The sequence below is a fragment of the Chryseotalea sp. genome (assembly GCF_057350905.1).
Genome location: NZ_JBMRCF010000009.1, coordinates 35,496 through 58,041 on the forward strand (window position 1 = coordinate 35,496; position 22,546 = coordinate 58,041).

General features: G+C 40.2%; 22 protein-coding genes. 9 read left to right on the plus strand and 13 right to left on the minus strand.

What is annotated here, in order from left to right:
• Nucleotides 1-3 precede the first annotated feature (3 nt).
• Nucleotides 4-1,278 carry a Glu/Leu/Phe/Val family dehydrogenase gene (locus ACO1XM_RS12960; RefSeq protein WP_486229618.1) on the plus strand — a complete coding sequence of 425 codons (1,275 nt, stop codon included), beginning with the start codon at nucleotides 4-6 and terminating at the stop codon, nucleotides 1,276-1,278.
• A gap of 120 nt (nucleotides 1,279-1,398) precedes the next feature.
• Nucleotides 1,399-2,055, plus strand: a complete 657-nt coding sequence (locus ACO1XM_RS12965) for a phosphatidylserine decarboxylase family protein (protein ID WP_486229620.1) — start codon at nucleotides 1,399-1,401, stop codon at nucleotides 2,053-2,055.
• A 133-nt stretch (nucleotides 2,056-2,188) separates the two neighbouring features.
• Here the strand turns inward: ACO1XM_RS12965 and ACO1XM_RS12970 are convergent, their stop codons facing one another.
• Nucleotides 2,189-2,650, minus strand: coding sequence for a hypothetical protein (locus tag ACO1XM_RS12970; protein ID WP_486229622.1), 462 nt, complete (start codon nucleotides 2,648-2,650; stop codon nucleotides 2,189-2,191).
• A gap of 27 nt (nucleotides 2,651-2,677) precedes the next feature.
• Complete coding sequence (locus tag ACO1XM_RS12975; RefSeq protein ID WP_486229624.1) at nucleotides 2,678-3,127, minus strand: acyl-CoA thioesterase; 450 nt, start codon at nucleotides 3,125-3,127, stop codon at nucleotides 2,678-2,680.
• A gap of 73 nt (nucleotides 3,128-3,200) precedes the next feature.
• Here ACO1XM_RS12975 and ACO1XM_RS12980 point away from each other — a divergent pair, with 73 nt between their 5' ends.
• Nucleotides 3,201-4,055, plus strand: coding sequence for a bile acid:sodium symporter family protein (locus tag ACO1XM_RS12980; protein WP_486229626.1), 855 nt, complete (start codon nucleotides 3,201-3,203; stop codon nucleotides 4,053-4,055).
• 178 nt (nucleotides 4,056-4,233) lie between these two features.
• Here the strand turns inward: ACO1XM_RS12980 and ACO1XM_RS12985 are convergent, their stop codons facing one another.
• From ACO1XM_RS12985 to ACO1XM_RS13005, 5 genes are all read right to left on the minus strand, one after another.
• Entirely contained in the window at nucleotides 4,234-4,641 is a 408-nt protein-coding gene (locus tag ACO1XM_RS12985; protein WP_486229628.1) for a GxxExxY protein, read from the minus strand.
• 225 nt (nucleotides 4,642-4,866) lie between these two features.
• A complete protein-coding gene (locus tag ACO1XM_RS12990) occupies nucleotides 4,867-5,274 on the minus strand; it encodes a DUF3592 domain-containing protein (protein ID WP_486229630.1) in 408 nt (135 codons plus the stop codon).
• Nucleotides 5,275-5,278: 4 nt separating this feature from the next.
• Nucleotides 5,279-6,472: a homogentisate 1,2-dioxygenase gene (locus tag ACO1XM_RS12995; protein WP_486229632.1), complete on the minus strand. Its 1,194-nt coding sequence runs from the start codon at nucleotides 6,470-6,472 to the stop codon at nucleotides 5,279-5,281.
• Nucleotides 6,473-6,512: 40 nt separating this feature from the next.
• Complete coding sequence (locus ACO1XM_RS13000; protein ID WP_486229634.1) at nucleotides 6,513-7,694, minus strand: cation:proton antiporter domain-containing protein; 1,182 nt, start codon at nucleotides 7,692-7,694, stop codon at nucleotides 6,513-6,515.
• A 46-nt stretch (nucleotides 7,695-7,740) separates the two neighbouring features.
• Nucleotides 7,741-9,369, minus strand: a complete 1,629-nt coding sequence (locus ACO1XM_RS13005) for a S41 family peptidase (protein ID WP_486229636.1) — start codon at nucleotides 9,367-9,369, stop codon at nucleotides 7,741-7,743.
• A gap of 129 nt (nucleotides 9,370-9,498) precedes the next feature.
• On the opposite strand from ACO1XM_RS13005, the gene ACO1XM_RS13010 reads away from it, so the two are divergent.
• The gene (locus ACO1XM_RS13010) at nucleotides 9,499-10,254 is read left to right on the plus strand and encodes an iron-sulfur cluster repair di-iron protein (RefSeq protein WP_486229637.1); all 756 of its coding nucleotides are present in this window, start codon (nucleotides 9,499-9,501) and stop codon (nucleotides 10,252-10,254) included.
• Nucleotides 10,255-10,421: 167 nt separating this feature from the next.
• Here the strand turns inward: ACO1XM_RS13010 and ACO1XM_RS13015 are convergent, their stop codons facing one another.
• From ACO1XM_RS13015 to ACO1XM_RS13030, 4 genes are all read right to left on the minus strand, one after another.
• A complete protein-coding gene (locus ACO1XM_RS13015; protein ID WP_486229639.1) occupies nucleotides 10,422-11,837 on the minus strand; it encodes a DUF5723 family protein in 1,416 nt (471 codons plus the stop codon).
• Nucleotides 11,834-13,426, minus strand: a complete 1,593-nt coding sequence (locus tag ACO1XM_RS13020) for a hypothetical protein (protein ID WP_486229641.1) — start codon at nucleotides 13,424-13,426, stop codon at nucleotides 11,834-11,836. Before ACO1XM_RS13020 ends, ACO1XM_RS13015 begins: the two co-directional genes overlap by 4 nt.
• Before the next feature lie 187 nt (nucleotides 13,427-13,613).
• Nucleotides 13,614-14,378, minus strand: a complete 765-nt coding sequence (locus tag ACO1XM_RS13025; RefSeq protein ID WP_486229643.1) for a ZIP family metal transporter — start codon at nucleotides 14,376-14,378, stop codon at nucleotides 13,614-13,616.
• A 4-nt stretch (nucleotides 14,379-14,382) separates the two neighbouring features.
• Nucleotides 14,383-15,414: an FAD:protein FMN transferase gene (locus tag ACO1XM_RS13030; RefSeq protein WP_486229645.1), complete on the minus strand. Its 1,032-nt coding sequence runs from the start codon at nucleotides 15,412-15,414 to the stop codon at nucleotides 14,383-14,385.
• 90 nt (nucleotides 15,415-15,504) lie between these two features.
• On the opposite strand from ACO1XM_RS13030, the gene ruvB reads away from it, so the two are divergent.
• Both ruvB and queG read left to right on the plus strand, forming a co-directional pair.
• Nucleotides 15,505-16,539 carry a Holliday junction branch migration DNA helicase RuvB gene (gene ruvB, locus ACO1XM_RS13035; RefSeq protein WP_486229647.1) on the plus strand — a complete coding sequence of 345 codons (1,035 nt, stop codon included), beginning with the start codon at nucleotides 15,505-15,507 and terminating at the stop codon, nucleotides 16,537-16,539.
• Between the two features lie 143 nt (nucleotides 16,540-16,682).
• Entirely contained in the window at nucleotides 16,683-17,609 is a 927-nt protein-coding gene (queG, locus tag ACO1XM_RS13040; protein WP_486229649.1) for a tRNA epoxyqueuosine(34) reductase QueG, read from the plus strand.
• 57 nt (nucleotides 17,610-17,666) lie between these two features.
• Here the strand turns inward: queG and ACO1XM_RS13045 are convergent, their stop codons facing one another.
• Nucleotides 17,667-18,788 carry a fatty acid desaturase family protein gene (locus ACO1XM_RS13045; protein ID WP_486229651.1) on the minus strand — a complete coding sequence of 374 codons (1,122 nt, stop codon included), beginning with the start codon at nucleotides 18,786-18,788 and terminating at the stop codon, nucleotides 17,667-17,669.
• Nucleotides 18,789-19,030: 242 nt separating this feature from the next.
• Nucleotides 19,031-19,399 carry a DUF1573 domain-containing protein gene (locus tag ACO1XM_RS13050; protein ID WP_486229653.1) on the minus strand — a complete coding sequence of 123 codons (369 nt, stop codon included), beginning with the start codon at nucleotides 19,397-19,399 and terminating at the stop codon, nucleotides 19,031-19,033.
• Nucleotides 19,400-19,545: 146 nt separating this feature from the next.
• On the opposite strand from ACO1XM_RS13050, the gene ACO1XM_RS13055 reads away from it, so the two are divergent.
• The 3 genes from ACO1XM_RS13055 to ACO1XM_RS13065 all read left to right on the plus strand — a co-directional run bounded on the left by ACO1XM_RS13055 (nucleotide 19,546) and on the right by ACO1XM_RS13065 (nucleotide 22,516).
• Nucleotides 19,546-20,814: a sensor histidine kinase gene (locus tag ACO1XM_RS13055; RefSeq protein WP_486229655.1), complete on the plus strand. Its 1,269-nt coding sequence runs from the start codon at nucleotides 19,546-19,548 to the stop codon at nucleotides 20,812-20,814.
• Nucleotides 20,811-21,503 carry a response regulator transcription factor gene (locus ACO1XM_RS13060; protein WP_486229657.1) on the plus strand — a complete coding sequence of 231 codons (693 nt, stop codon included), beginning with the start codon at nucleotides 20,811-20,813 and terminating at the stop codon, nucleotides 21,501-21,503. The genes ACO1XM_RS13055 and ACO1XM_RS13060 overlap by 4 nt, the downstream gene beginning before the upstream one ends.
• Before the next feature lie 62 nt (nucleotides 21,504-21,565).
• Nucleotides 21,566-22,516 (plus strand): tetratricopeptide repeat protein, encoded by a 951-nt coding sequence (locus ACO1XM_RS13065; protein WP_486229659.1) that lies wholly within the window; start codon nucleotides 21,566-21,568, stop codon nucleotides 22,514-22,516.
• Nucleotides 22,517-22,546: the final 30 nt, after the last annotated feature.

Sequence of the window (22,546 nt, forward strand, 5' to 3'; positions counted from 1 at the left end):
TTTATGGGATATATAGAACCGGCTCCACTCGCAGACAAGGAAAATCCGTTTGAAGCCATGATGTCACGCTTTAAGGTGGCATCGGAGAAGTTAGGTCTGGAAGAAGAAGTTTACAACGTATTAAAAAACCCTGCCAAACAGGTCATTGTCTCGCTCCCGGTTACGATGGATAGCGGCCACATTCAGGTATTTGAAGGTTACCGTGTTATCCACTCAACCATCCTGGGCCCTTCAAAAGGTGGCATCCGCTATGATGAGCATGTAAATATTGATGAGGTGAAGGCTTTAGCTGCCTGGATGACCTGGAAATGTGCTGTAGTGGATATTCCTTATGGTGGTGCAAAAGGTGGTATCACCTGCAACCCACGTACGATGTCGGCTGGTGAAATTGAACGCTTAACCCGTGCTTACACCAGTGCAATGATTGATATTTTCGGACCTGATAAAGATATTCCTGCGCCTGATATGGGTACAGGGCCCCGTGAAATGGCCTGGTTAATGGATGAATACTCTAAAACACAGGGTATGACAGTTAACGCGGTGGTTACGGGTAAACCAATTGTGATGGGTGGCTCTTTGGGTCGTACTGAAGCTACCGGCCGTGGTGTTATGGTAACTGCTTTGGCAGCAATGGAGAAATTGAAGATTAACCCTTATAAAGCGACTTGTGCTGTACAGGGTTTTGGTAACGTAGGTTCATGGGCAGCACGTTTGCTTCACGAACGCGGTTTGATTATTCAGGCTATCAGTGATGTGTCTGGTGCTTACTACAATGAAAAAGGCATTGACATTGAGAAAGCTGTTGCTTACCGTGATGCTAACAAGGGTTCATTGGCAGGCTTTACAGAAGCAAGCATAATCAGCAACGATGATTTGTTGACATTGCCTGTGGATGTACTCGTACCAGCAGCGATGGAAGATCAGATTACCGCTACTAATGCTCCGAATATCAAAGCAAAATTGATTGTAGAGGGTGCCAACGGCCCTACTTCATCTAAAGCGGATGCCATCATTAATGAGAAAGGTATCATGGTAGTGCCTGATATTTTGGCAAATGCCGGTGGTGTAACAGTGTCTTACTTCGAGTGGGTACAAAACCGCTTAGGATATAAGTGGACAGCCGATCGCGTAAACCGCAGAAGTGATAGAATTATGAAAGACGCTTTCAATAACGTTTATAAAACGTCACAAGACTATAAAGTGCCTATGCGTATTGCTGCTTATATGGTGGCTATTGATAAAGTAGCCAAGACTTATAAGTACCGCGGAGGATATTAAGTAGATTTTCAAGGGTCAATGAATAACTGACAATTGAAGATATATTCTAATTTTGTACAGCAGGTCGAAAGGCTTGCTGTACTTTTTTAAATCGTATTCCACATTTTATATTATACTTTTATGATACATCGCGAAGGAAGAACCCTACTATTTGTTTTATTGATCATTTTAGTAGCCATTATTTATGGTTTTGATTACTTCCTGCCGGGACAGAACATAATCAGAAATGTAATTACAGGTGTGGGTTTGGTTTTCTTCTTGATTGTATTGCAGTTTTTCAGAAACCCATCACGCAATACTGTTAAAAATGCTAAGCATATTATAGCACCAGCAGATGGTAAAGTGGTAGTAATTGAGGAAGCAGAAGAACCTGAATACTTTAAAGGTAAGCGCAAACAGATTTCCATTTTTATGTCGCCTTTTAATGTGCACGTAAACAGAATGCCTGCCGCGGGTTCAATCAGCTACTTTAAGTATCATCCCGGAAAATATTTAGTGGCCTGGCATCCTAAGTCAAGTACTGAAAACGAGCGCACCACCGTTGTGGTAAAGACGCAAGGAGGGACAGAAGTTCTCTTCAGACAGATTGCAGGCGCTTTAGCGCGTAGGATTAAGTGGTATGTTAAAGAAGGTGATAAACTTGATCAAGGTCAGGAGTTTGGTTTCATTAAGTTTGGCTCGCGTGTAGATATTTACTTACCACTCGATGTAAAAGTAAAAGTTAACATCAACGATGTAACTACTGGCGGAGAAACAGTCATTGCTGAATTAGTATAAGAATAATTTCTCTACTCCATTGTAAAATAATAAAGGCCTGGAATCTTACAGGCCTTTATTATTTGTATAGCTTCAGGCTACGCGATTAACTTCATCAAGTGGATCATGTTACTTTATAGAGATGATTACTCCATTAACGTATTCTTTTAAAATCCATGATCCAGTTTAATTCCCAGGTGGCACCATTGTCGTTGGAAACGGATTGCTCCCAGTAAGCAAAATTACTATTCACTTTTGTCCATTCAGCCCAGACTAAAACTTCCTGCTCATGCAATAGGCCTCTGGAAATAAAAGAGCCTTTATTTTTCCAAAAAGTTCCCTTTAGTGATTGCAAGGCAAGGGCAGACATTTGATCCATCCGGTTAATTTCCCAGAATTGATAGTTGTCGTTAAATTTTCTAAGCACACTTCGCTCGTATAAGGCATGATTAAAAACGTATTGATGAACAGCAAAATTACCTGCACCAAGACTATGTTTTTTTTCAATGTGTTGCGATTCAAATTGTATCCATTCATTACAATCGCACATCCAGTTTTTTAAACGATTGTTAATCACTTTCCACTGACCAATAAGAAAATCGAAGTCTTCTAACATAGTATAACTTAGCTGTAAGCTGAGTGTTTATTTTTTACTTAAATCAATTATGCTAAAATCTTTTGACTTGGGTAAATCGTTAAAAATATTTTGAATGAAAGGCGTTGGTACTGCCAGTTTACGCTCCACTATATTTATCCAGGCACCATCAATATTAATAATAGCAGATAATGTTCCATCAGGCTTGATAAAATTGTGGCGCATACTCCATCTTGCATAGTCGGCACTGGCTTTTACCAATTCAACATCAACATTAACACTGTCGCCAAACTTAATTTCTCTTCTGAAAATCGCCTCTTCCCGAAAAAGGATTGGCCCCATGTGTAATTCTTCAAATTTTTCTGAAGTAAGACCATGGCTGTTTAAGAATTCAATTCGGGCCATCGCTCCATAATCATAGTAAACACTATGGCGCAGATGTCTATTTTGATCAATATCTGACCAACGAATTTGTATGGGGGTAGAAAATTTCTGCATGATGTTTATAACGTAAACCCAAAGCTAAGGATACCATCGATAAAATAAGTATTTTAGCTTAAACCATTTACCTATGCAGCAGTCCGATCTTACCTCTTTATTCCTCCCGATCGCCCTTGGCATTATTATGTTGGGCTTGGGCTTGTCCTTAACCATTGAAGACTTTAAGCGTCTGACTAAGTACCCTAAGGCCATGACCATCGCTTTGTTTTGCCAGATGGTACTTTTGCCCTTGTTGTGCTTTGGGCTAGTAGTAGTTTTTGATTTAAATCCTGTATTGGCAGTGGGTTTAATGCTGTTGGCTGCCTCTCCTGGTGGTGCTACTGCAAATTTATACAGTCATCTCTCTAATGGAGATGTGGCATTGAATATTACACTTACGGCAGTGAACAGCGTGCTTACTTTATTCACATTACCGTTGTTAGTAAATCTTTCACTTGATTATTTTTTGGATTCAGGTCAGTATGTACCTATACAATTCAAGAAAGTAGTAGAAGTATTTGCTATTGTTTTAGTGCCCGTCACCATTGGTATGCTTATTAAAAGTAAGGTGCCTGCTTTTGCACTGCGCATGGATAAGCCGGTAAAAATCTTATCAGCTTTAGTACTGCTGATTATAATTGTTTCTGTAACTATCCGCGAGAAACAAGTATTGATTGATTATTCAGGTGAGTTGGGCTTGCCTATATTATTATTCAATGTGTTAAGTATGGCCATCGGATATTATGTACCACAGTTTTTTAAAGTAGAGAAGAAACAGGCCATTGCTATTGGTATGGAGATTGGTATTCACAATGGTACGCTCGCTATTTACATTGCTTTAAATGTGTTGAATAACTCTGCTATGTCTGTCCCCCCGGCTATTTATAGTTTGTTGATGTTCTTTACAGCGGCAGTGTTTGGTTTTTTGGTAAGGCAGAAGAAGTAGTATCAGGATTTGTTGGATGTAAGGATTAGCAGGATTTTGTTTGTGGTGTATTTGAGTTTTTTTACTCTATCCATATAATCTGTATCGGGATTTTTTGGATGTTGGGGTTAACAGGGTTTTTCTTGCGAAGAATTTAAGGGGTTGTTTTTTGATCTATTCATAAAATCTGGGGCAGGATTTACTTGATTTGAGGATTGAAAGGATTTTTGACTGAGTTATACTTAGGATTAAAAATTTTCTTGTACTGCAAACTTTTAGCGCCAAAGTTAAGAAGCAACCCGGTTGCCATATCATAAGCGACTGCATAATTTTTAGCTTGGGCAAGGTGTACATCTTCAAGATTAATAACTGCTTTTATTTCAACAACAATACTGTTCTCCACAATGAAATCTGCTCTTCTTGTGCCTTCGCTGATTCCTTCATAATAAATAATTTGCTCTAATTCTCTTCCAAAACCTAAGTGAGCGCGTTCTAATTCGATTGCTAAACATCGTTGGTAGATAACTTCCTGAAAACCATTGCCAAGGGTGTTGTGAACTTTCATAGCACACCCAATTATCTTATAAGTGATTTCCTCTTCCTTCATTCCTATAAATCCTGTTTATCCTGTAATCCTGCAAATCCTGATACTTACAGTGAAGAAAAATAAACAGAATATGAATGAACCACGTTTTTTAAACCAAGGAGAACAAACATAGAACTATTCAGACCACGAATATTATTCAGTATCCCCGCGCAATGACTGGTAAAGATTTAGCATCGGTTTTAAAACAAGGTGAGATCAGGGAAGGCTTCGACAATAAGCATTCAACTACTTAAGCCGCATATAGATGAAAATGAATAAAGGGACTAAAAGAAACAGAATAATTGACCCATAGAAAACATAGAAAAGCCATTGTGTATCAACAACGCTTTTAAGGGCAACCTTCTCAGGGCTTCCAGGTATGTAGAGTAGTTCTACGGTAGATCCCAGTGGATACAATTCCTTTCCTCCACGAATGGCAGGTTGATGTTCATGCACAAGTCGTTTACCCTCTACTGTATAATCAATAATAGGTGCAGTTCTTTCACCACGCCCATGATAGTAGTGCACAACAACACCTTGAATAGTTTTTCCTTCTTGCAGCAGTTGTTTGTAAAAAAAATAGTAGTAACCGCTGATGCTACCAAACAAAATGCCCAAAAACCAAAAGAGGATAAAGGGGAAAAGCCGCTTCATGATGTTATGGTGTATTCACTTCATTATAAGGTTCGGTGGAAGGATCAGTCCAACTCATTGGATAATTTTTATCTAAAAATTCTAAAGAGTCGGTAGTCAGGTAGAGTGGTTTAAAGGTGTCAATCATAACAGCAAGTTCATGCGTTTCTTTTGCGCCAATACTTTTTTCTACAGTGCCGGGATGCGGACCATGAGGTAAACCACCAGGATGTAGTGTAAAAGAGCCACGCTCTATGCCTCTGCGACTCATGAAATTGCCTTCAGCATAATACAGCACTTCATCACTGTCGATGTTGCTGTGATTGTAAGGCGCTGGAATGGCGAGGGGATGATAATCGAATAAACGAGGCACGAAGGAACAGATGACAAAATTGCGCGCCTGAAAAGTTTGGTGCACTGGAGGTGGTTGATGAATTCGGCCCGTGATGGGTTCAAAATCATAGATAGAAAAAGCATATGGCCATAAGAAGCCATCCCAACCTACAAGATCAAGTGGACTGTAGTCGTACATGTAGTGATGCAGATAACCCTGCTTTTTAATCTTCATTAAAAAATCACCCTTGCTTCTATCGGTCACTAATTCGTGTGGAGGTCTGATATCGCGTTCGCAAAACGGAGCATGTTCAAGTAATTGACCTAATTCATTCCGATAACGGTTGGGTGTTTCAATAGGGGAGGCTGATTCCACGATGAGTAAGCGTAAAGGGCCTTCCTCAAATTCTAGTTTATAAATAACCGTGCGTGGTATGACTATATAATCACCTTGGCGAATGTCCAGTTTTCCAAATTGTGAAATTAAAACACCCTTACCATCGTGTATGTAGATTACTTCATCGCCTTCAGCATTTTTATAAAAATAATCCATTTTACGTTGCACAGGCGAGCAGATGGAGATAGAGCAATCATTGTTCATCAAAAGCACTTTGCGTGCGCTGAGATAATCATTACCAGTAGTAGTTACTTTAGAAGTATTTAAATGTGTCTGTCGAAGGCTGTAATCGTCAATACGTTTAGCGCCATAGGGTTCTTGTTTGATAATACCTTTTATCCTGGTTGGTGCATTGATGTGGTAAAGGTTAGAGTAAATATTTGAGAAGCCCTCTGAACTCACCAGTTCCTCTTTGTATAGGCTGCCATCGGGTTGGCGAAATTGTGTATGGCGTTTCGAGGGGATATTGCCGAGTTTGTGGTAATACATAAGTAATGACTTTGATCTTAAAGCGAATTTACAAAATTATTTACGGATTGCTTTCAACTGGTTTAGCTCTTAACAATCCAATTGTCATAATAATACTGGTAAGCAATATAACCAATAGCATAACGCCCTCACTAACTTCAATAATACGCTGGTCTGCTGGGATACTCATGAAAAGTAAAATGCTGATTAATCCACGAGGCGATAAGAGTAATTCGGTAATCGTGGCACTTTTCATCCAGGTTTTTTGATACACCAGGCGGACAAGATAAATCAGTATAACAATGAGTGCGCCCGCTAGAAAAACATGGGTATTTATCAATGAAGTCAGGTCTAAGCTTAATCCAAAAATCAGGAAAAAGAAAGTTCGCACAAGAAAGGCCGATTCTCCGGAAAGTAAATGAAGTTGCTCAAGATCCTGTTCATAATTCTTGTAAAGAAAAAACCTTCTAAAGAGTGTCGAGCGTATAGCTGTTGCGTTGCTAAGGAATAAACCGAATACAAGCACAATCACCAATGATGACAAGTGGTAGAATTTGCCGAAAGCATACACCAACACCAATACAGAGATTACCAGAAAAAACTTCAGGCGATGTGTAATGCGAGACAGTAGGTATAAAAGGGCAATACAAAAGGTTGCAGAGAGTAAGGTGATAATAACAGTTTCGCCAATCAGTTTGGAGAAGGACATGAAACCGTAATTGGTATTTGTGATGGCAAAATTAAATAGCATGATGCCAAAAATATCTGAAAGCGATGATTCGTAAACCACAAACTCTTTACGCGCAGCAGGTAAACTGGTAGCAGAAGGTATAGCTATGGCAGAGCTAATAATGCTGAAAGGTATGGCATTGATAAAAGCACTCCGCAAGGAAGATTCAGTGAGGTAATAAAACAGCAAGGTTATTGCGAATGTAGTGCCAAGTAAAATAAAAAAAGATGCTGCTAAAGATTGTTTTAAGAGGGTCTTCTTTTCGCTGTTTAATTTTAACTCAAGGGATCCTTCCAGTACAATCAGGATTAATCCGACTGTGCCCATCAGGGGAAGTATTCTCTGAATAGTTACAGTAGTGAAACCGAAATAGGAAGCTGCAAATTGTAAACCTATACCAGTAGCTAACAGCAGCAGGATGGAGGGTATCTTTGTTTTGCGTGCAAAGAGATCGAAGATGTAAGAAAAAATAACTAGAGAACTAAGTATGAGTAACGGTATTTCTACTTTCATAAGCGTTCAAATGTGTAGAATTACTTTGTACAAACCATCTTTAGTCTCACATTTTTTGTCTGTTTAATTCCGGTAAACGATCAAACATTTTTATAGCCTTCAGAAACACTTCATTGGTTTCATTGAAAACAGGAAAGAAACCGGCATTACCCCAAATCTTGCGTGCTATTTGCGCTTTCACATGGATTTGAAAAACTTTTTTTCTTTCTCTAAGCTCCTGATAATCTGGTTTTACTTTTGCACGCCTTCCGGCAGCGACAAGTTCATCAAGCATTTGATCGCTTACATCAAAACCTGTGTAGAATTTTTCCCAACCCATCTTCTCCAAAGTTTCACGGTTTTTATCTGCATAATCAAAAGTATACTCGTTAATAGCATTGGATATGTACAGTTCGTTAAGGTAATGACTGTTTAAGGTTGTATCTAATGAAACAAAATAGTCGGGCATAATCCCTCCGCCACCGTACACGGTGCGACCGTTTTGTGTAGTGTACTTCAGTGAATCGTTAAACTTGATGCTATCAGCGTGGAAAAACTCTCCACGCGTATATCGGCTTACAATGTCACGATCATATTCAGTGCCATCATCATAGGGCTTTTGTATAGAGCGGCCACTGGGTGTGTAATAGCGTGATATGGTCAGACGCATTTCTGCACCACCATCCAGATCGAAAGTGGTTTGTACTAAACCTTTACCAAAAGTTCTGCGGCCTACTACTAAGGCTCTGTCGTTATCCTGTAAGGCGCCTGCAACAATTTCAGAGGCCGAGGCACTGCCTTCATTCACCAGAACAATTAAATCACCTTCTTCAAAAGAACCTTTGTTTGTAGCAAAAGCATCCTGATCGTAACGACTAGCCTTGCCTTTGGTAAAAACAATTTTGTTGCCCGAAGGCAGAAAGTCATCCAGCATGTTAATAGCCATGTCCATATACCCACCCGGATTTCCTTGTAAGTCGAGTACCAGTTTTTTCATGCCCTGACCTTTCAGCTTTTTTAAGGCTTCCTCAAATTCCTTGTATGTGGTGGCAGCAAAACGGCTCACTTTAATGTAACCGATTTCATTGTCAACCATGTAAGCCACATCTACAGAATAAGTAGGTATTTTATCGCGGATAATAGTATACTCTTGTAATTCGGATTCACCTCTTCGTGCAATAGACACTTTAACCTCTGTGCCCCTCGGCCCTTTTAAATACCGCATTACGTCAGCATTGGTAATGCCAATGCCTGCAACAGTGATACTATCTACTTTTATAATTTTGTCGCCAGAGCGAATGCCCAGGGCTTCAGATGGGCCACCGCTCAACGGTGTGACTACTGTAATCGTGTCATTGAAAATGTTAAACTCAACGCCTATGCCGTCAAAATTTCCGCGAAGACTTTCATTGGCTTGGGAGGTATCGCGGGCGGCAATATAAACCGAGTGAGGATCAAGCTTGGTAAGCATGTGCTCAATGGCATCATCTACCAATTCGGTGGTATTTACTTTGTCGACATAATCCTTTTGGATATAGGTAAGCGCCTCTCTGAATTTCTGAACGTCCTTGCCCACATCGCTGGTTAAACGATTGCCGGAGGAAAGCTTACTGCCAATAAAAATGCCTGCTGCCAAACCTACGCAAAGGACGAGGGGAAGGGCTATTTGGGTCTTAGAATTACCAATTTCACTCATGATGCAACTATAACGGAAATACGAATCTATTTGTTGGTGACGTTTATCATATTAAAAGCATGAACAAAGCACCAATATTGGGCAAAAATGGATATTTTTTTCTGGATTGATTTTTATATTTGATAGATAATGGAACAAGTAAGCTGGAAAAACCGCAGAATTGGGGAGCTCGTGGAGGAGAACTATGTGCATGCTTATGTGCTCTTTTATTTTGGGATAAAATTTTATGAGTTTTCTGAGCTTACCCTGGAACAGGTCTGCCTTCAGAAAGGCTTGCGTTTTGAGCAGGTTTTAAAGGAGTTGGAGTCACCCAGCCTGCTCCGGGAAACAGATCTTCCTCTTACTTCCTATCCTATCGATCTGATTATCGAGTACCTTAAGCATGCTCATTTTATATTCATCAAGCACAAATTGCCATATATGGCCGGTCTGGTGCAAAGCTTTAATGCTTCGCATGACCAATACGCGGGTGTAGAGAGAGATCTAAAGGTGGTTTTCCCCCTTTTTGTAGAAGATTTTATACACCACATCTATGAAGAGGAGGATACTTTATTCAGCTACATCAGAACCTTGGAACGCGCTGTAAAAGGTAATTATAATCCAACCCGCTTGTTTTATTTATTAGAAAGAAGTTCGCTGCATAAGTTCGCTGCTGAACATGAAGCCCACGATGATGAAATGGAGGGAATAAGAAATATTACCAAAGATTATAAAATGAGCAGCGACACACCGCTGCATATTAAAGTGCTTTACAATGAGCTAAAAGAGTTTGAAAAAAACCTGATTGTTCATGCCCGCATCGAAAATGAAATTCTTTTCCCGAAAGCCATGGCGCTTGAGAACAAGGTGAAGAAACTTTACTTTGAGAAAACAAAATTCAACTAAGCAAAATCATCTTTGCAATTTGTTTTTTGTGAATCCTGAAACTCGGCCGTGGAAAAACGGAAAGAATGTTTGCTAAGTTGTAATACAAAGAAATCGGAAAAACTTAAAACAAAAAGTGCATATCAAGTTGATTACACCTGATATGCACTTTTAGTGATAATTAAAATTTATTTTTTTCGTTGATTGTATGCCTTTTTCTCATGCGAGCGATCTCTGCCGAATACAATGTTCATACCTGCTCTTACGTTGAAGTAACGCACATTGCTGGCAAATTTTTCATAGCTGCCATTGACTAAGTAAGACAGGGGCATACGCAACAAATTATCACCCACCACATAAAACTGAAAAGGAGTAAGGTTAAGATTAAACCCTGCACCTAAATTACCAAAGCCTCGGTTGATGGCTGAATAACTCAGCGATACACCAGCGATGCGCCAGAATTCTTTATGAACAGATGCGGAAAGCCCAGGATGGAATCTTCCTTGAAACTTTTCCATGAAAAGTAACGCGCCAAAAGTAATCTGCTTTTTCATTTTATAACTGGCATTAAAATACATTTTACCAGGCAGGGGCGTTCGGTAGCTACCAGTTGCGCCTTCCTGTAATTCAAACTTAGATTCTAAGGAATCCATTTCTGCATCAAAATAATCCTCATCACCATCAATAATTCTCTGCAGGTCTACACCGGCAAATGTGTAAGTAGCTACGCTTGGGTCAAGTGTATAGGCATACGTATCATTTTTCCAGTTAATGGCACCCACATCGAGTAAACTGGCACCGACTGAAAGTTTTTCGGTAAGATTAAGTGTGGCCCCCAGGTCAATAGCGAATCCTTTGTTTTTCAAATAATCATCTACATTAGCATTATCAGCATTTTGAATACCAGAAGTGCGTGCGTTCACATCGCCTGTTAAAGTCATGGTGTAATCGTCAGCAACAGCCAAGGTAAGCTCAGAACTTTCTGTACTGGCATTTACAATACCACGAAGTAGTTTTAAGCGACCACCAACAGTTAGTTTCTCGTTCACTTTAAATGATGCACCAAAGGCAGATTCTAAATAAGAGGTTGCTTCTAATTGAGGAGAGAAGGAGGCCGAACTGTTTACAAATCCTGCCGTGCCATTAATGAATAATGAAGTCAGGTCTTGAGGAATCATCTGTCGTGCAAAAACCTTTGTGCCCACTGTCCAGTTAAAATAAAGACGTTTGCTTAGCTGAATACCCAGGCGAAATGCTTCTACATCGCCAGCGGTTGTGATGTAATTCTTTTTATTGAGAGCACCATTAAACTTAACAAGATCTGCCACCAATGAATCGCCTCTGCGTACAGCCAAATCGCTATAGGCGAAACTACTATTCGAATAATGAGCATGTACAGAACCGGGTCCTATGCTCAACACAAATTTATAGTTGGGAACAAAAGCAGGATTATAATTGACATGCTGCGGTACACCTGAAAGCGTATACATGGTAGCTTCTGGTTGTGCGAATAGCTGTGTTGAGCACAGTAAGCATATAGCTAGACTAAAGTATTTCATGCGAAAGTCGATTGAACGTAAGGAAAAAATTAATGTATTCATCATAGGTCAACATTTAATTTAACCTTGGCTTTCAAGCCTACTTTTATTTCGAGCTTATCGGCTGCACGAAACTTTACATCTTTGGGATTGTCTGCTGTTTCGAGTTCAGCCACAATCACCAGTTGATTAGCTTCAAACAATTTGTTAATTTTTTCCTTGCTGATATTGATTTCCATAACCTTTTCTCCAGGGCTGGTCGGTGTGCCACTTGCATCGGTGGTGGCACCTTCAATAATGCGGTTATCGTTTGGATCTAATAAAATATCAAGTTGAGTAAGATCCGCATTTAGCAAGTAAAGCTGAAGGTGAGCATTTAAGGGTAAATGATTAACTGTAGCAATGCGCAATAAGGCATCTTCTATTTCAGATGACTCAAGGTCACCAAGATCAAGATCAACAGTATCTCTTAAAATGATATTTGAAGCATTGCCGATAAAGGGTATCTCAACCGACATGCGCACGTTCAGCTCTGCATCACTTTTACAAAAGTTGGTCCCATCGGTAAGTCCCTGATTGATACGTGCACTTACATTGTAGTAAAACTCTGTTGGCGCAAAATCAAGTAGTGCTCTTGCGTTGGTAACGGCCACTGTAGTAAAAGCAGAGTCGCCCATTATTTGCGGTATATTGGTAACAATCGGGCTGGCCGGATTTAATTGCACCGCCAGACTACTACCTGGCTTGCGCGCCTCAAGTGTATTGAATATTACATTTACCGGAATACCATATTCATTAATTACCACAAAAGAAATTTTTGGACTGGCTAAAGAGATGTCTACACCATCAAATGCATTTTCAAAAGCACCGATCTCCAGTGTTTCATCTGGAAGATCAGCAGTCTGATCGCCAAAGAATCCTTTTACGTAATCAAAATTAAGCCCCGCAAAATCGAGTGTAAAATTGAATTGTGTGCCTGGGGGAACGGCAGATGGGGTCGCGCCACTCCTAACACGTACCGTTACTTGCGCCTCAAACAAATTATCATTTAGCACTGCACTGTATCCGGCAACAGAAATGAGTTGTGAACTGCTTCCATTTTGCAATGTCTGACTCAGGGGCACACCGTTTCTGGTAAATGAGGTTAGTGTTATCTGTCCTTCAAATTGCAGATTGGGGATAATCGGATTGGTTTGTGCAATAATGCGAAGATTGCCTTGCGTGAAGAGAATTTCACTAAATTTTTCGGGATTAAAATCAAGATCGAAAGTAAGATTGCCCGGACTTAAGTTCACTGTGCTATTCGCAGGTACCGGAATAGGAAAAGCAGTGGGATTAATATTTAAGCCACGTGTAATATTTTTATCTGGGAACGTAAGCAAGTCGCGTATACCCTGTGTTTTTAACGTCTGCTGATAGGATAGATACACCACACCCTGATCAGGGCCGCTTTCATAAATTCTGATGTTGGCAGAATCTTCATCGTTTAAAAAATCCTGAATACTTAAACTTCCATATCCCAATGGTATTGCGATAGTAGGCGTGGTGCTAATAGATTCAAAATCGGTGTCGAGCAGGTTGTTAAAATCACAACTGGATAAGAGGGCGATACAAATAAAACCCGTGCGCCACCAAGCAGAGCGGAGATTCTTCATTTATAGTAGATTAAAGCACATAAAACTATTGGAAATATTCCAACTAATAAAGGTTTATTGTTGGTTTTGCGATTAAGTAACCCGTTTGTAACAAAGAAAGCTACATTCTATTCATAAGAGCAATGATCAGGATCATTGCTCTTAATGGTAAGCTAATTTAATATTCTGAAAAGCTATTTACAGAGGACTATAGGATGTATTCTACCCCAACGGCTAAAAGTGCACCAACCATAGCTACGGCTAGTTTTTTAGCATTAAAATGATGTTCAGGGCTGCTCTCAAATACGATGGTGGTTGATATATGGAGAAAATTGCCACTGACAAGTGCGTATAAGTAAATAAGTGCGTTCCCTGATAATATTTCTGTTTCTGCCAAATAAGTACTGATCAATAAACCAATGGGTGCAGCAATAGAAAAGCCTATCAAATAAGGAATGGATTTGCGCTTAGACCCTAGTTGGAAAGCAAGCACTGTCATTAGCGCAAATGCTGCAGGGGCGCGATGCAAAGCGATACCAAGCAAAATGGCATTCATATCATAGTGTGGCCCCATGGCCAGGGGTTGTGCCAGCATACCACCTTCCAAAAATGCGTGCAGACAAAGTGCGGTAAGCAATACAATGGCAGAAACTTGTCTGTGATGATGCGAATGACTGTGATGGTCTGATCCGTGACTATGCACGTGGATATGACCGTGTTCAATACCTGAAGTAAAGTACTCCAATACTTGTTGCAGAAAGAAACCCGCTAATACAAACAAGCCGATTAATTCGGCACCAATAGATTGATGATAGAGCTCAGGCAGAATGTGTGTTACCGTAATGCCAAAGAGGTAAGAACCGGCAAAGACAAGCAACAGACGAAAATTGCTACTTCTGGCGTTAGGCACAAAATAGACCAACAAACCCGACAGCAGCGGTGTTAGAAAAAGTACAAGCAGTTTTATCGTCATGTAATTAGGGGTTGAGGGTAATGGACGATTTAATTTTTTCTGTTACAAAATGTTGTATGCTTCCATCATCGGCTGTGTAAAACAGGAGCACATCAAGCTCAGGATGTTTTTTAATAACTTCAATCGCCTTTTCATGGCCCATTACCATAATGGCTGTACCCCAGGCGTCTGCTGTGGTGCAGTCGTTCGCAAAAACGGTTGCACTTAACAAAGCACGCTTAACCGGATAGCCGCTCTCCGGATCAATGGTATGCGAATACTTTTTGCCATCTACTATTTTATAATTGAAGTAGTTACCTGATGTGGTGAAAGCCTTATCACTTAAAGAGGCATAAGCCTTGAAAAACATATTGTCTCTGGTAGAGTTAGGATCGAGAATACCAATTTCCCAGGGCTTTTGCGTTTTCAGATTCATGCCTAAAGCCAAACCTTCGCCACCTAGCTCTACCAAAGCATTAACGATGCCTTTCGATTTTAAAAAATCAGCAATCACATCAGCGCCATAGCCTTGGCCAATACCGCCAAAATCTAATTGAGTACGTGCATCAGTTTTAGATACAGCATGAGTATGTAGTCGTATTTTCTCAAAGCCGACCAGGGATTTTAAGGAGTCGATTTTTGTACTATCCGGTTGTATGGTTTTATCCGGACCAAAGCCCCAATAATTAACCAGAGGCATAATGGTCATATCGAAGGCCCCATTTGACGCTGCAAATACCTGTTGCGCTTTTTGTAAGGCGGGTATTAAATAAGGCAACTCAAGGTTAAAAATACTGTCTTCTTTATTAAAGCGCGATACCTCCGAAGTGGGGTCGTAATTATTGATTGACTTATTTACCAGCACCAATAAGGAGTCGACTGCTGGCTTAAAGTTTCTGTTTTCGTGATCAAAATAAGAAATGTGGTAGGTGGTGGCCATGGTTTCACCCTCAATCTGGATAAAAGCAGGATTTTTAACTTTTCGGTATTGCCAAACAGCAGCCATGGCGGCCAATACGATCACCGAATAGAGAATATTCTTATTGCGAAGGGTCATGATTGTAAAATGAGGCGCAAGTTATCAAAAAAGGTGTAAATGCAACAATGTTGCTAAAACTCCTTTTCATTGTAATGCTTAACTTCGCGCATGCGAGAAGATTATTTGACGGGTGAAAGTGAAGGCCTGAGTGCCTCAGAGAAGGATGCGGAAAAGGCATTGCGTCCCCTTTCATTCAGCGATTTCACAGGACAAGAAAAGATAGTAGAAAATATTAAGGTATATGTGCAGGCAGCCAAGCAAAGGGGTGAGGCACTTGATCATGTTTTATTACATGGCCCTCCAGGTTTAGGCAAAACCACCTTGTCGCATATTATTGCCAACGAACTACAGACCAGTATTAAAATAACCTCTGGCCCCGTACTGGACAAACCAAGTGACCTGGCCGGCTTGCTCACCAATCTTGAAGCGAATGATGTATTGTTCATTGATGAGATACATCGCCTGAATCCGATTGTAGAAGAGTATCTGTATTCAGCCATGGAAGATTTCCGGATTGATATTATGCTTGACTCTGGACCTAATGCACGTTCTATTCAAATAGGACTCAATCCATTTACACTGATTGGTGCAACCACAAGGGCAGGTCTGCTTACTTCACCCTTGCGTGCGCGTTTTGGTATTAATGCGCGTCTTGAGTATTACGATGCCAATTTGCTAACCTCGATTGTGAAGCGTTCTTCTGCCATATTGCAAACACCCATTGCTGACGATGCTGCTTTTGAATTGGCGAGAAGAAGCAGGGGCACGCCACGCATAGCCAATACCTTGTTAAGAAGGACCAGAGACTTTGCACAAATAAAAGGCGATGGCACCATTGCCATGCATATTGCTAAGATGGCCCTTAGCGCACTTGATGTAGATGAGAATGGTTTGGATGAAATGGATAATCGCATTTTGTTGACCATCATAGAAAAATTTAAAGGCGGCCCCGTGGGTATTTCAACCATTGCTTCTGCAGTGGCCGAAGAAGCCGAAACCATTGAAGAAGTGTACGAGCCCTTTTTGATACAGGAAGGGTATTTAAAACGTACATCAAGAGGAAGAGAAGCTACTGAAAAAGCTTACAAGCACTTGAAGATTGCTATACCTGGTGGCAGAGGTGCAGGATTGTTTGATAGCTAAAATTGTTGTTTGTTGATAGTTGTTCGTTATTAGTTAATGAAATAACTAAGTTTCTGTAATGGGCCCCTAGTGTAAATCGCAACATTGTTCTTTATCGATACTTATTAACTAACAACCACCAACGAAAAACGAACAACCAAACTATGTCACAAACTGCCCATACCGCCATTATTAAGTCAGCGGCTGCTAACCTGGGGTTTAGTTTTTGTGGTATTGCCAAGGCTGAATTTCTGGAAGAAGAGGCTCCACGCCTAGAGGAGTGGTTGCAAAGAGGTTATCAGGGAAAAATGTCTTACTTGGAAAACTATTTCGATAAACGTCTTGACCCACGTTTATTGGTGCCGGGAGCTAAATCTATTATTACATTAGGTTACAATTATTATCCGAGTGAAGACCTCACGCAAAACAGCTCTTTAAAAATTGCCAAGTATGCTTACGGAGAAGACTATCACTTTGTAGTCAAGGATAAACTTAAAGCACTGTTGGAAGAACTTCGCTTAAGCATTGGCGAAATTGATGGTCGTGCTTTTGTAGATTCTGCTCCGGTGATGGAGCGTGCCTGGGCACAAAGGGCCGGCATAGGCTGGATAGGTAAAAACTCCCTGTTGCTCAATAAGCAAATGGGTAGTTTCTTTTTTTTAGCAGAGCTGATCATTGATCTAGCGCTAGACTACGACTCGCCAATTAAAGATTATTGCGGCACCTGTACAGCCTGTATGGATGCCTGCCCGACTGAGGCTATACCTGAGCCATATGTTGTGGATGGCAGTAAATGTATTTCCTATTTTACCATAGAATTAAAAGAGGCAATACCTGAGGACGTAAAAGGAAAATTTGATAACTGGGTTTTTGGTTGCGATATCTGTCAGGATGTATGCCCCTGGAATCGTTTCTCAAAGGCACACAATGAAAAAAAATTCGAGCCTACTACAGAGTTAAAAAACCTTTCTAAAAACGACTGGAAAGAAATTACAGAAGAAGTCTTTCAGCAAGTATTCAGAAAGTCAGCCGTGAAGCGTACTAAGCTTGAGGGGCTGCAACGCAATATCGATTTTGTAAAAGGTCGTTAAATAAAAAAGCTGTTTGAAAATAAATCCAAACAGCTTTTTGTAAGATGATGCTTTTAATTAGGCAGCCATAGCAGTTACATGTTGTACTGCATCCGGTTTTTTACCTAACATTTTCAGTTGACGTGCATGAGCTTGGATAGCCTGCCAGAATGTTTCTTTGGATTGATAAGGAACACCAAACTCTTTAGCAGTTGCTTCTACGATTTTTGAAATTTCTTTGTAGTGAACGTGACAGATATTAGGGAACAAGTGATGCTCTACCTGATAGTTTAATCCGCCCACATACCATGAGAAAATTTTGTGTTTGCGACCAAAATTTGTTGTGGTGCGCATTTGATGTATAGCCCAGTTATTTTCTAAGGTGCCACTTTCATCAGGCGTTGGATAAGCGGTGCCTTCAATAACGTGTGCAGGTTGAAAAATAATGGCCAGAATAAAACCAGCCAGATAATGCATAGCAATAAATCCTACTAATACTTGTGTGAAAGTAACATCAATCAAAAGCATTGGCACTACAAAAATATAGCTGAAGTAAACAAGCTTTGAGAAAATCATGATCGATAGTTCTTTAGCGAGTGAAGATTTTTGTCTTGCCAATAAACCTTCCTGATGGTATTTGAATACTCTGTAAAAATCTTTTGTAAAAGTCCATACTAGCGTCATCAACCCATACAACAACCAGCCATAGATGTGCTGAAAGCGATGAATAGGTCTCCACTTGGATTCGGGCGACAGGCGTAATACGCCTCTGGGGCTGATGTCTTCATCAGCATCGTGAACATTTGTATATGTATGGTGTAATACGTTATGTTGTATTTTCCAATTCATCATATGAGCACCTACCAGGTTGAGTGAATAACCCAGAAAAGTATTTACCCACGGTTTGTTAGAATAGGCACCGTGGTTCGCATCATGCATAATGGATAAACCTATGCCTGCTTTTCCAAAGCCCATCAGTATACATAAACCGAAAAGAAACCAAAGATTAGAAGTGATGCCACCAATAATTAAAAAGTATGGCGTAAAATAAAGTGAGAACATAAAGATGGTCTTGATGACCATTTCTGTGTTAGCTGTTTTGTCAATGTTGTTGCTTTTGAAATAGCCATTAACACGTTGACTTAGCGTAGAAAAAAATTCAGGGCGCTCTTTTGCAAATTGAAGTGATGGTAAACTCATGTACTTTTAATTTTAATACAGATAGTGCTTTAACTAATTTGGGCACACTACCTGCATCTCAAAGATAACACTCTAAAAGCTAAGAACATACCCTGAGCAATGATATTTACGGCCGCTTATATAAATACCCGATTTTGGCCATGCATACGTACATTTGTATGCTCAAATGAAAAGTGAGGCATTGAACAATACCTCACTTTTGTTTAAGAAATTAATGGTGTTTTTCGAACTTTAGAGCACATTTATTCTACAACAGTGCCCTTCAGTGTAAGTACGTGATTTTCGTTAGCGTTGGATTGCACCGTAACAGTTTTTACAAACGCACCCAATTTTCCAGCGTCAAAAGTGGCCGTAACAAAGCCGTTGGCGCCAGGGGCAATAGGATCTTTGGAATAATTGGTTACTGTACAGCCGCAAGAAGCTAAAACACTGGTAACAATAAGTGCCTCTGATCCTGAATTTGTAAATTCAAATTCGTGACTTACCGGAGTGCCCTTAGCAATGTTGCCAAAGTCATGCTGGATTTTGCTCCAGTTAAAAACGGCAGCGCTATGGCAATAGGCTACAAAGGCAATAAAACTGGCGAAGAAAATGATTGTTAATTTTTTCATGTTGTTTTTGTTTAGGTGATTATCAATTTTTAATAATGATGTAAAGATTGTGTGCTGCCACTTAGCATGCTGTTAAGGGTTTGCTAAGAATTGTTAACGATTGTTAAGCGAAAACCCGAATCAATGGTTTAACGTATTTTTACAATGTGAAAAGCTCTACACTTAGAATCGTAGTTGTTTTGGCTGCTCTCAGTATTGTGGGCATTACCATCACCCAGGTATACTGGGTAAGAAAGGCTTTTGATCTACAGCGCTCCGACTTTGACAGGCAAGTGAATACCGCTTTAATGTCAGTTGCCCAGCAATTTTTTGAACTGCAAAATACACCACCGCCAGCCAACAATCCTGTTGAACAGCTATCGACCAATTATTTCGTAGTGATGCTCAACAGTGACATAAATCCCGCCATGCTGGAATTTTTACTTCGCACTGAATTTGAGAAAAGAAATATAAAGGCAGACTTTGAATATGGCATTTACGATTGCTCGCAAGAATGTATGGTTTATGGTAAGGTTGCGGCCGCTGGTTTAATTAAAAGCGAGCCTAAGCTGGAAGCCTTACCCAAACTAAAAAATGTAAGCTATTATTTTGGCGTCCGTTTTCCCGGTCGTGAGCTACAACTCATCAATCAAATGGGTATATGGACGTTCTCATCACTGGTGCTTTTAGTTGTAATTGTTTTTTTTACCTATGCTTTATTTGTCATTCTTCGTCAAAGACGTTTGTCTGAAATCCAGAAAGATTTTATCAACAACATGACACACGAATTCAAAACGCCTCTGTCTACCATTTCACTTTCGGCAGAGGTATTACGCGAACAAGCCAGACAAAATAATGAAGCGCGATTACTCAATTACACCAATATTATAGATCAGGAAACAGATCGTATGCGTCAGCATTTAGAACGCTTGCTGCAAGTTGCCAAGCTGGATAAAGCGGACATGCAGTTGAAACGCGAAACACTTGACACGCACGAAGTGCTGCATCATGTGCTAACCAGTATGCAACCTCAGTTTAATGATAAAACAGCAACCTTATCTTTAGATTTTAAAGCAACCAACACGAAAATTAACGCGGACCTGCATCATATAAGCAATGTATTCATCAATGTATTTGATAATGCGTTGAAGTATACTGAAACCCTTCCGCGTATAAGCGTGGCTACGAGGCAAAGCGGTAAATTTATTTTGATTGAAATAACTGATAATGGCATTGGCATTGCACGTGAATACCAAACAAAAATATTTCATAAGTTTTTCAGGGTGCCAACAGGGAACGTGCACAATGTAAAAGGTTTTGGTCTGGGCCTCAGTTATGTAAAGCAGGTTATAGAAGCACATAAGGGTAAGATTAGCCTGAACAGTCAACTCAATGAGGGTACAACACTTAGTATATACTTACCAACGATAGAATGAAGCAACATAAAATTCTTTTGGTGGAAGATGATGCCAATCTTGGCTTTGTCATTAAGGATAATTTGAGCCTGAAAGGCTATGAGGTAACACTATGCAGTGATGGACGCCAGGCCATGGATAACTTCAAAGCATCATTGTACCAATTGTGTTTGCTTGATGTAATGCTCCCAAAAGCGGATGGCTTTGCCGTAGCACGCTACATAAGAGAGTACGATAAGGAAGTTCCTATTCTATTTCTGTCTGCCAAAAATATGACAGAGGATAAGCTGACAGGTTTTAGAACCGGTGCAGATGATTACATTACCAAACCATTCAGTTTTGAAGAACTCTTTTACAGAATAGAAGTATTTTTACGCAGAAGAAAGCCGCTGCTTGATGCTGAACATATTGTGGCCAAGCTGGGTAATTATGTGTTTGACTCTGCCAAACTTACCCTGGACTGTCCACAATGCTCAAAAACACTGACCCAACGGGAGGCGCTAATTCTTCAATTGCTCTGCCGTCATCAGAATAATACCTTGAAGCGTGAAGAGATTTTGAACCACGTATGGGGTAGCGATGATTATTTTATGGGCAGAAGTCTGGATGTTTTCATTTCTAAACTACGGAAGTATTTACAACATGACCCGGCTGTTCAAATAATAAACCAGCATGGGGTAGGTTTTAGCTTACGCGTGGAGGAAAAGTAATATTGCCTGGATGCGGCTAATCTTTTTTTGCGCTATCTTGTATTGCGTAAATTACACTCCCCATGATCAAAACCCTCTTCCTTCTTCTTTTTAGTTGCACACTTTTTGCACAAGGCAGTAAAATCACAACAGCCAAGAGCTTATTTGAGGCCAAGAAATTTACGGAGGCCAAAAAAATACTAACAGGTATAGACGATGGGGCAACTGAATTTGCAGCATCCCGGTATTTTTTAGGCAGGATAGCCTATGAAGAAAAACAATACGAAGATGCAGCCGATTATTTTGAAGAAGCGACAGAAGCCGATGGTAAAGTTGCTGATTATTTTAACTGGTTAGGAAATGCATTAGGCACGATAGCCAAGGATGCTAATCCTTTTAGGCAAGGCCTACTCGCGCCAAAAATGAAAAGTGCCTGGGAGAGTGCAATCACGCTTGATTCAAAAAATCTGGATGCCAGAAGATCACTCATTGAATATTATACACAGGCACCGGGTTTTATGGGTGGAAGTTTTGAAAAGGCGCATGAAGTTGCTCAGCAGATAAAAAAAATTAATACAGCGGAAGGGCATCTCGCAGAAGGGCGCATTTATATGAAAGAGGAAAAATTTGTTGAGGCCGAAAAAGAATTTGTAGCCATGACAAAAGCAAATCCTGATTATGTAGGCGGCCTGGCTAACTTCTATGTAAACAGAAAACAATACGATAAGGCCTTTGCCATTTATGAAGCGCTCTCACTCAAAGACCCACAAAATATGCAAACAGTTTATCAGCTTGGGAGACTGAGTGCAGTAAGTGGAACGCGTCTGGCAGAAGGTGAATTAAATTTAAAAAAATATTTAGCCTATCAACCCAAAGCAGGCGAGCCTTCGCATGCAGCAACACACATGCGTCTGGGTAATATTTATGAGAAGAAGGGCGATAAAGACGGGGCCAAAAAGGCGTATGAAGCTTCACTAAAATTGGATGCCAATTTACAAGAAGCCAAAGATGGACTTGCGCGTGTACAGAAATGATGAACCTCGTCTTTGCCTGTATTTTAGAAA

Excerpts from the sequence above, each read along its gene's own strand:
- ACO1XM_RS13025 (WP_486229643.1), bottom strand. The coding sequence starts at position 14,378 with ATGACGATAAAACTGCTTGTACTTTTTCTAACACCGCTGCTGTCGGGT.
- ACO1XM_RS12960 (WP_486229618.1), top strand. The coding sequence starts at position 4 with ATGGGATATATAGAACCGGCTCCACTCGCAGACAAGGAAAATCCGTTT.
- ACO1XM_RS12975 (WP_486229624.1), bottom strand. The coding sequence starts at position 3,127 with ATGCAGAAATTTTCTACCCCCATACAAATTCGTTGGTCAGATATTGAT.
- ACO1XM_RS13005 (WP_486229636.1), bottom strand. The coding sequence starts at position 9,369 with ATGAGTGAAATTGGTAATTCTAAGACCCAAATAGCCCTTCCCCTCGTC.
- ruvB (WP_486229647.1), top strand. The coding sequence starts at position 15,505 with ATGCGAGAAGATTATTTGACGGGTGAAAGTGAAGGCCTGAGTGCCTCA.
- ACO1XM_RS13015 (WP_486229639.1), bottom strand. The coding sequence starts at position 11,837 with ATGATGAATACATTAATTTTTTCCTTACGTTCAATCGACTTTCGCATG.
- ACO1XM_RS12990 (WP_486229630.1), bottom strand. The coding sequence starts at position 5,274 with ATGAAGCGGCTTTTCCCCTTTATCCTCTTTTGGTTTTTGGGCATTTTG.
- ACO1XM_RS12965 (WP_486229620.1), top strand. The coding sequence starts at position 1,399 with ATGATACATCGCGAAGGAAGAACCCTACTATTTGTTTTATTGATCATT.
- ACO1XM_RS13050 (WP_486229653.1), bottom strand. The coding sequence starts at position 19,399 with ATGAAAAAATTAACAATCATTTTCTTCGCCAGTTTTATTGCCTTTGTA.
- ACO1XM_RS13045 (WP_486229651.1), bottom strand. The coding sequence starts at position 18,788 with ATGAGTTTACCATCACTTCAATTTGCAAAAGAGCGCCCTGAATTTTTT.
- ACO1XM_RS12995 (WP_486229632.1), bottom strand. The coding sequence starts at position 6,472 with ATGTATTACCACAAACTCGGCAATATCCCCTCGAAACGCCATACACAA.
- ACO1XM_RS12980 (WP_486229626.1), top strand. The coding sequence starts at position 3,201 with ATGCAGCAGTCCGATCTTACCTCTTTATTCCTCCCGATCGCCCTTGGC.
- ACO1XM_RS12970 (WP_486229622.1), bottom strand. The coding sequence starts at position 2,650 with ATGTTAGAAGACTTCGATTTTCTTATTGGTCAGTGGAAAGTGATTAAC.
- ACO1XM_RS13065 (WP_486229659.1), top strand. The coding sequence starts at position 21,566 with ATGATCAAAACCCTCTTCCTTCTTCTTTTTAGTTGCACACTTTTTGCA.
- ACO1XM_RS13060 (WP_486229657.1), top strand. The coding sequence starts at position 20,811 with ATGAAGCAACATAAAATTCTTTTGGTGGAAGATGATGCCAATCTTGGC.
- queG (WP_486229649.1), top strand. The coding sequence starts at position 16,683 with ATGTCACAAACTGCCCATACCGCCATTATTAAGTCAGCGGCTGCTAAC.
- ACO1XM_RS12985 (WP_486229628.1), bottom strand. The coding sequence starts at position 4,641 with ATGAAGGAAGAGGAAATCACTTATAAGATAATTGGGTGTGCTATGAAA.
- ACO1XM_RS13000 (WP_486229634.1), bottom strand. The coding sequence starts at position 7,694 with ATGAAAGTAGAAATACCGTTACTCATACTTAGTTCTCTAGTTATTTTT.
- ACO1XM_RS13030 (WP_486229645.1), bottom strand. The coding sequence starts at position 15,414 with ATGACCCTTCGCAATAAGAATATTCTCTATTCGGTGATCGTATTGGCC.
- ACO1XM_RS13020 (WP_486229641.1), bottom strand. The coding sequence starts at position 13,426 with ATGAAGAATCTCCGCTCTGCTTGGTGGCGCACGGGTTTTATTTGTATC.
- ACO1XM_RS13010 (WP_486229637.1), top strand. The coding sequence starts at position 9,499 with ATGGAACAAGTAAGCTGGAAAAACCGCAGAATTGGGGAGCTCGTGGAG.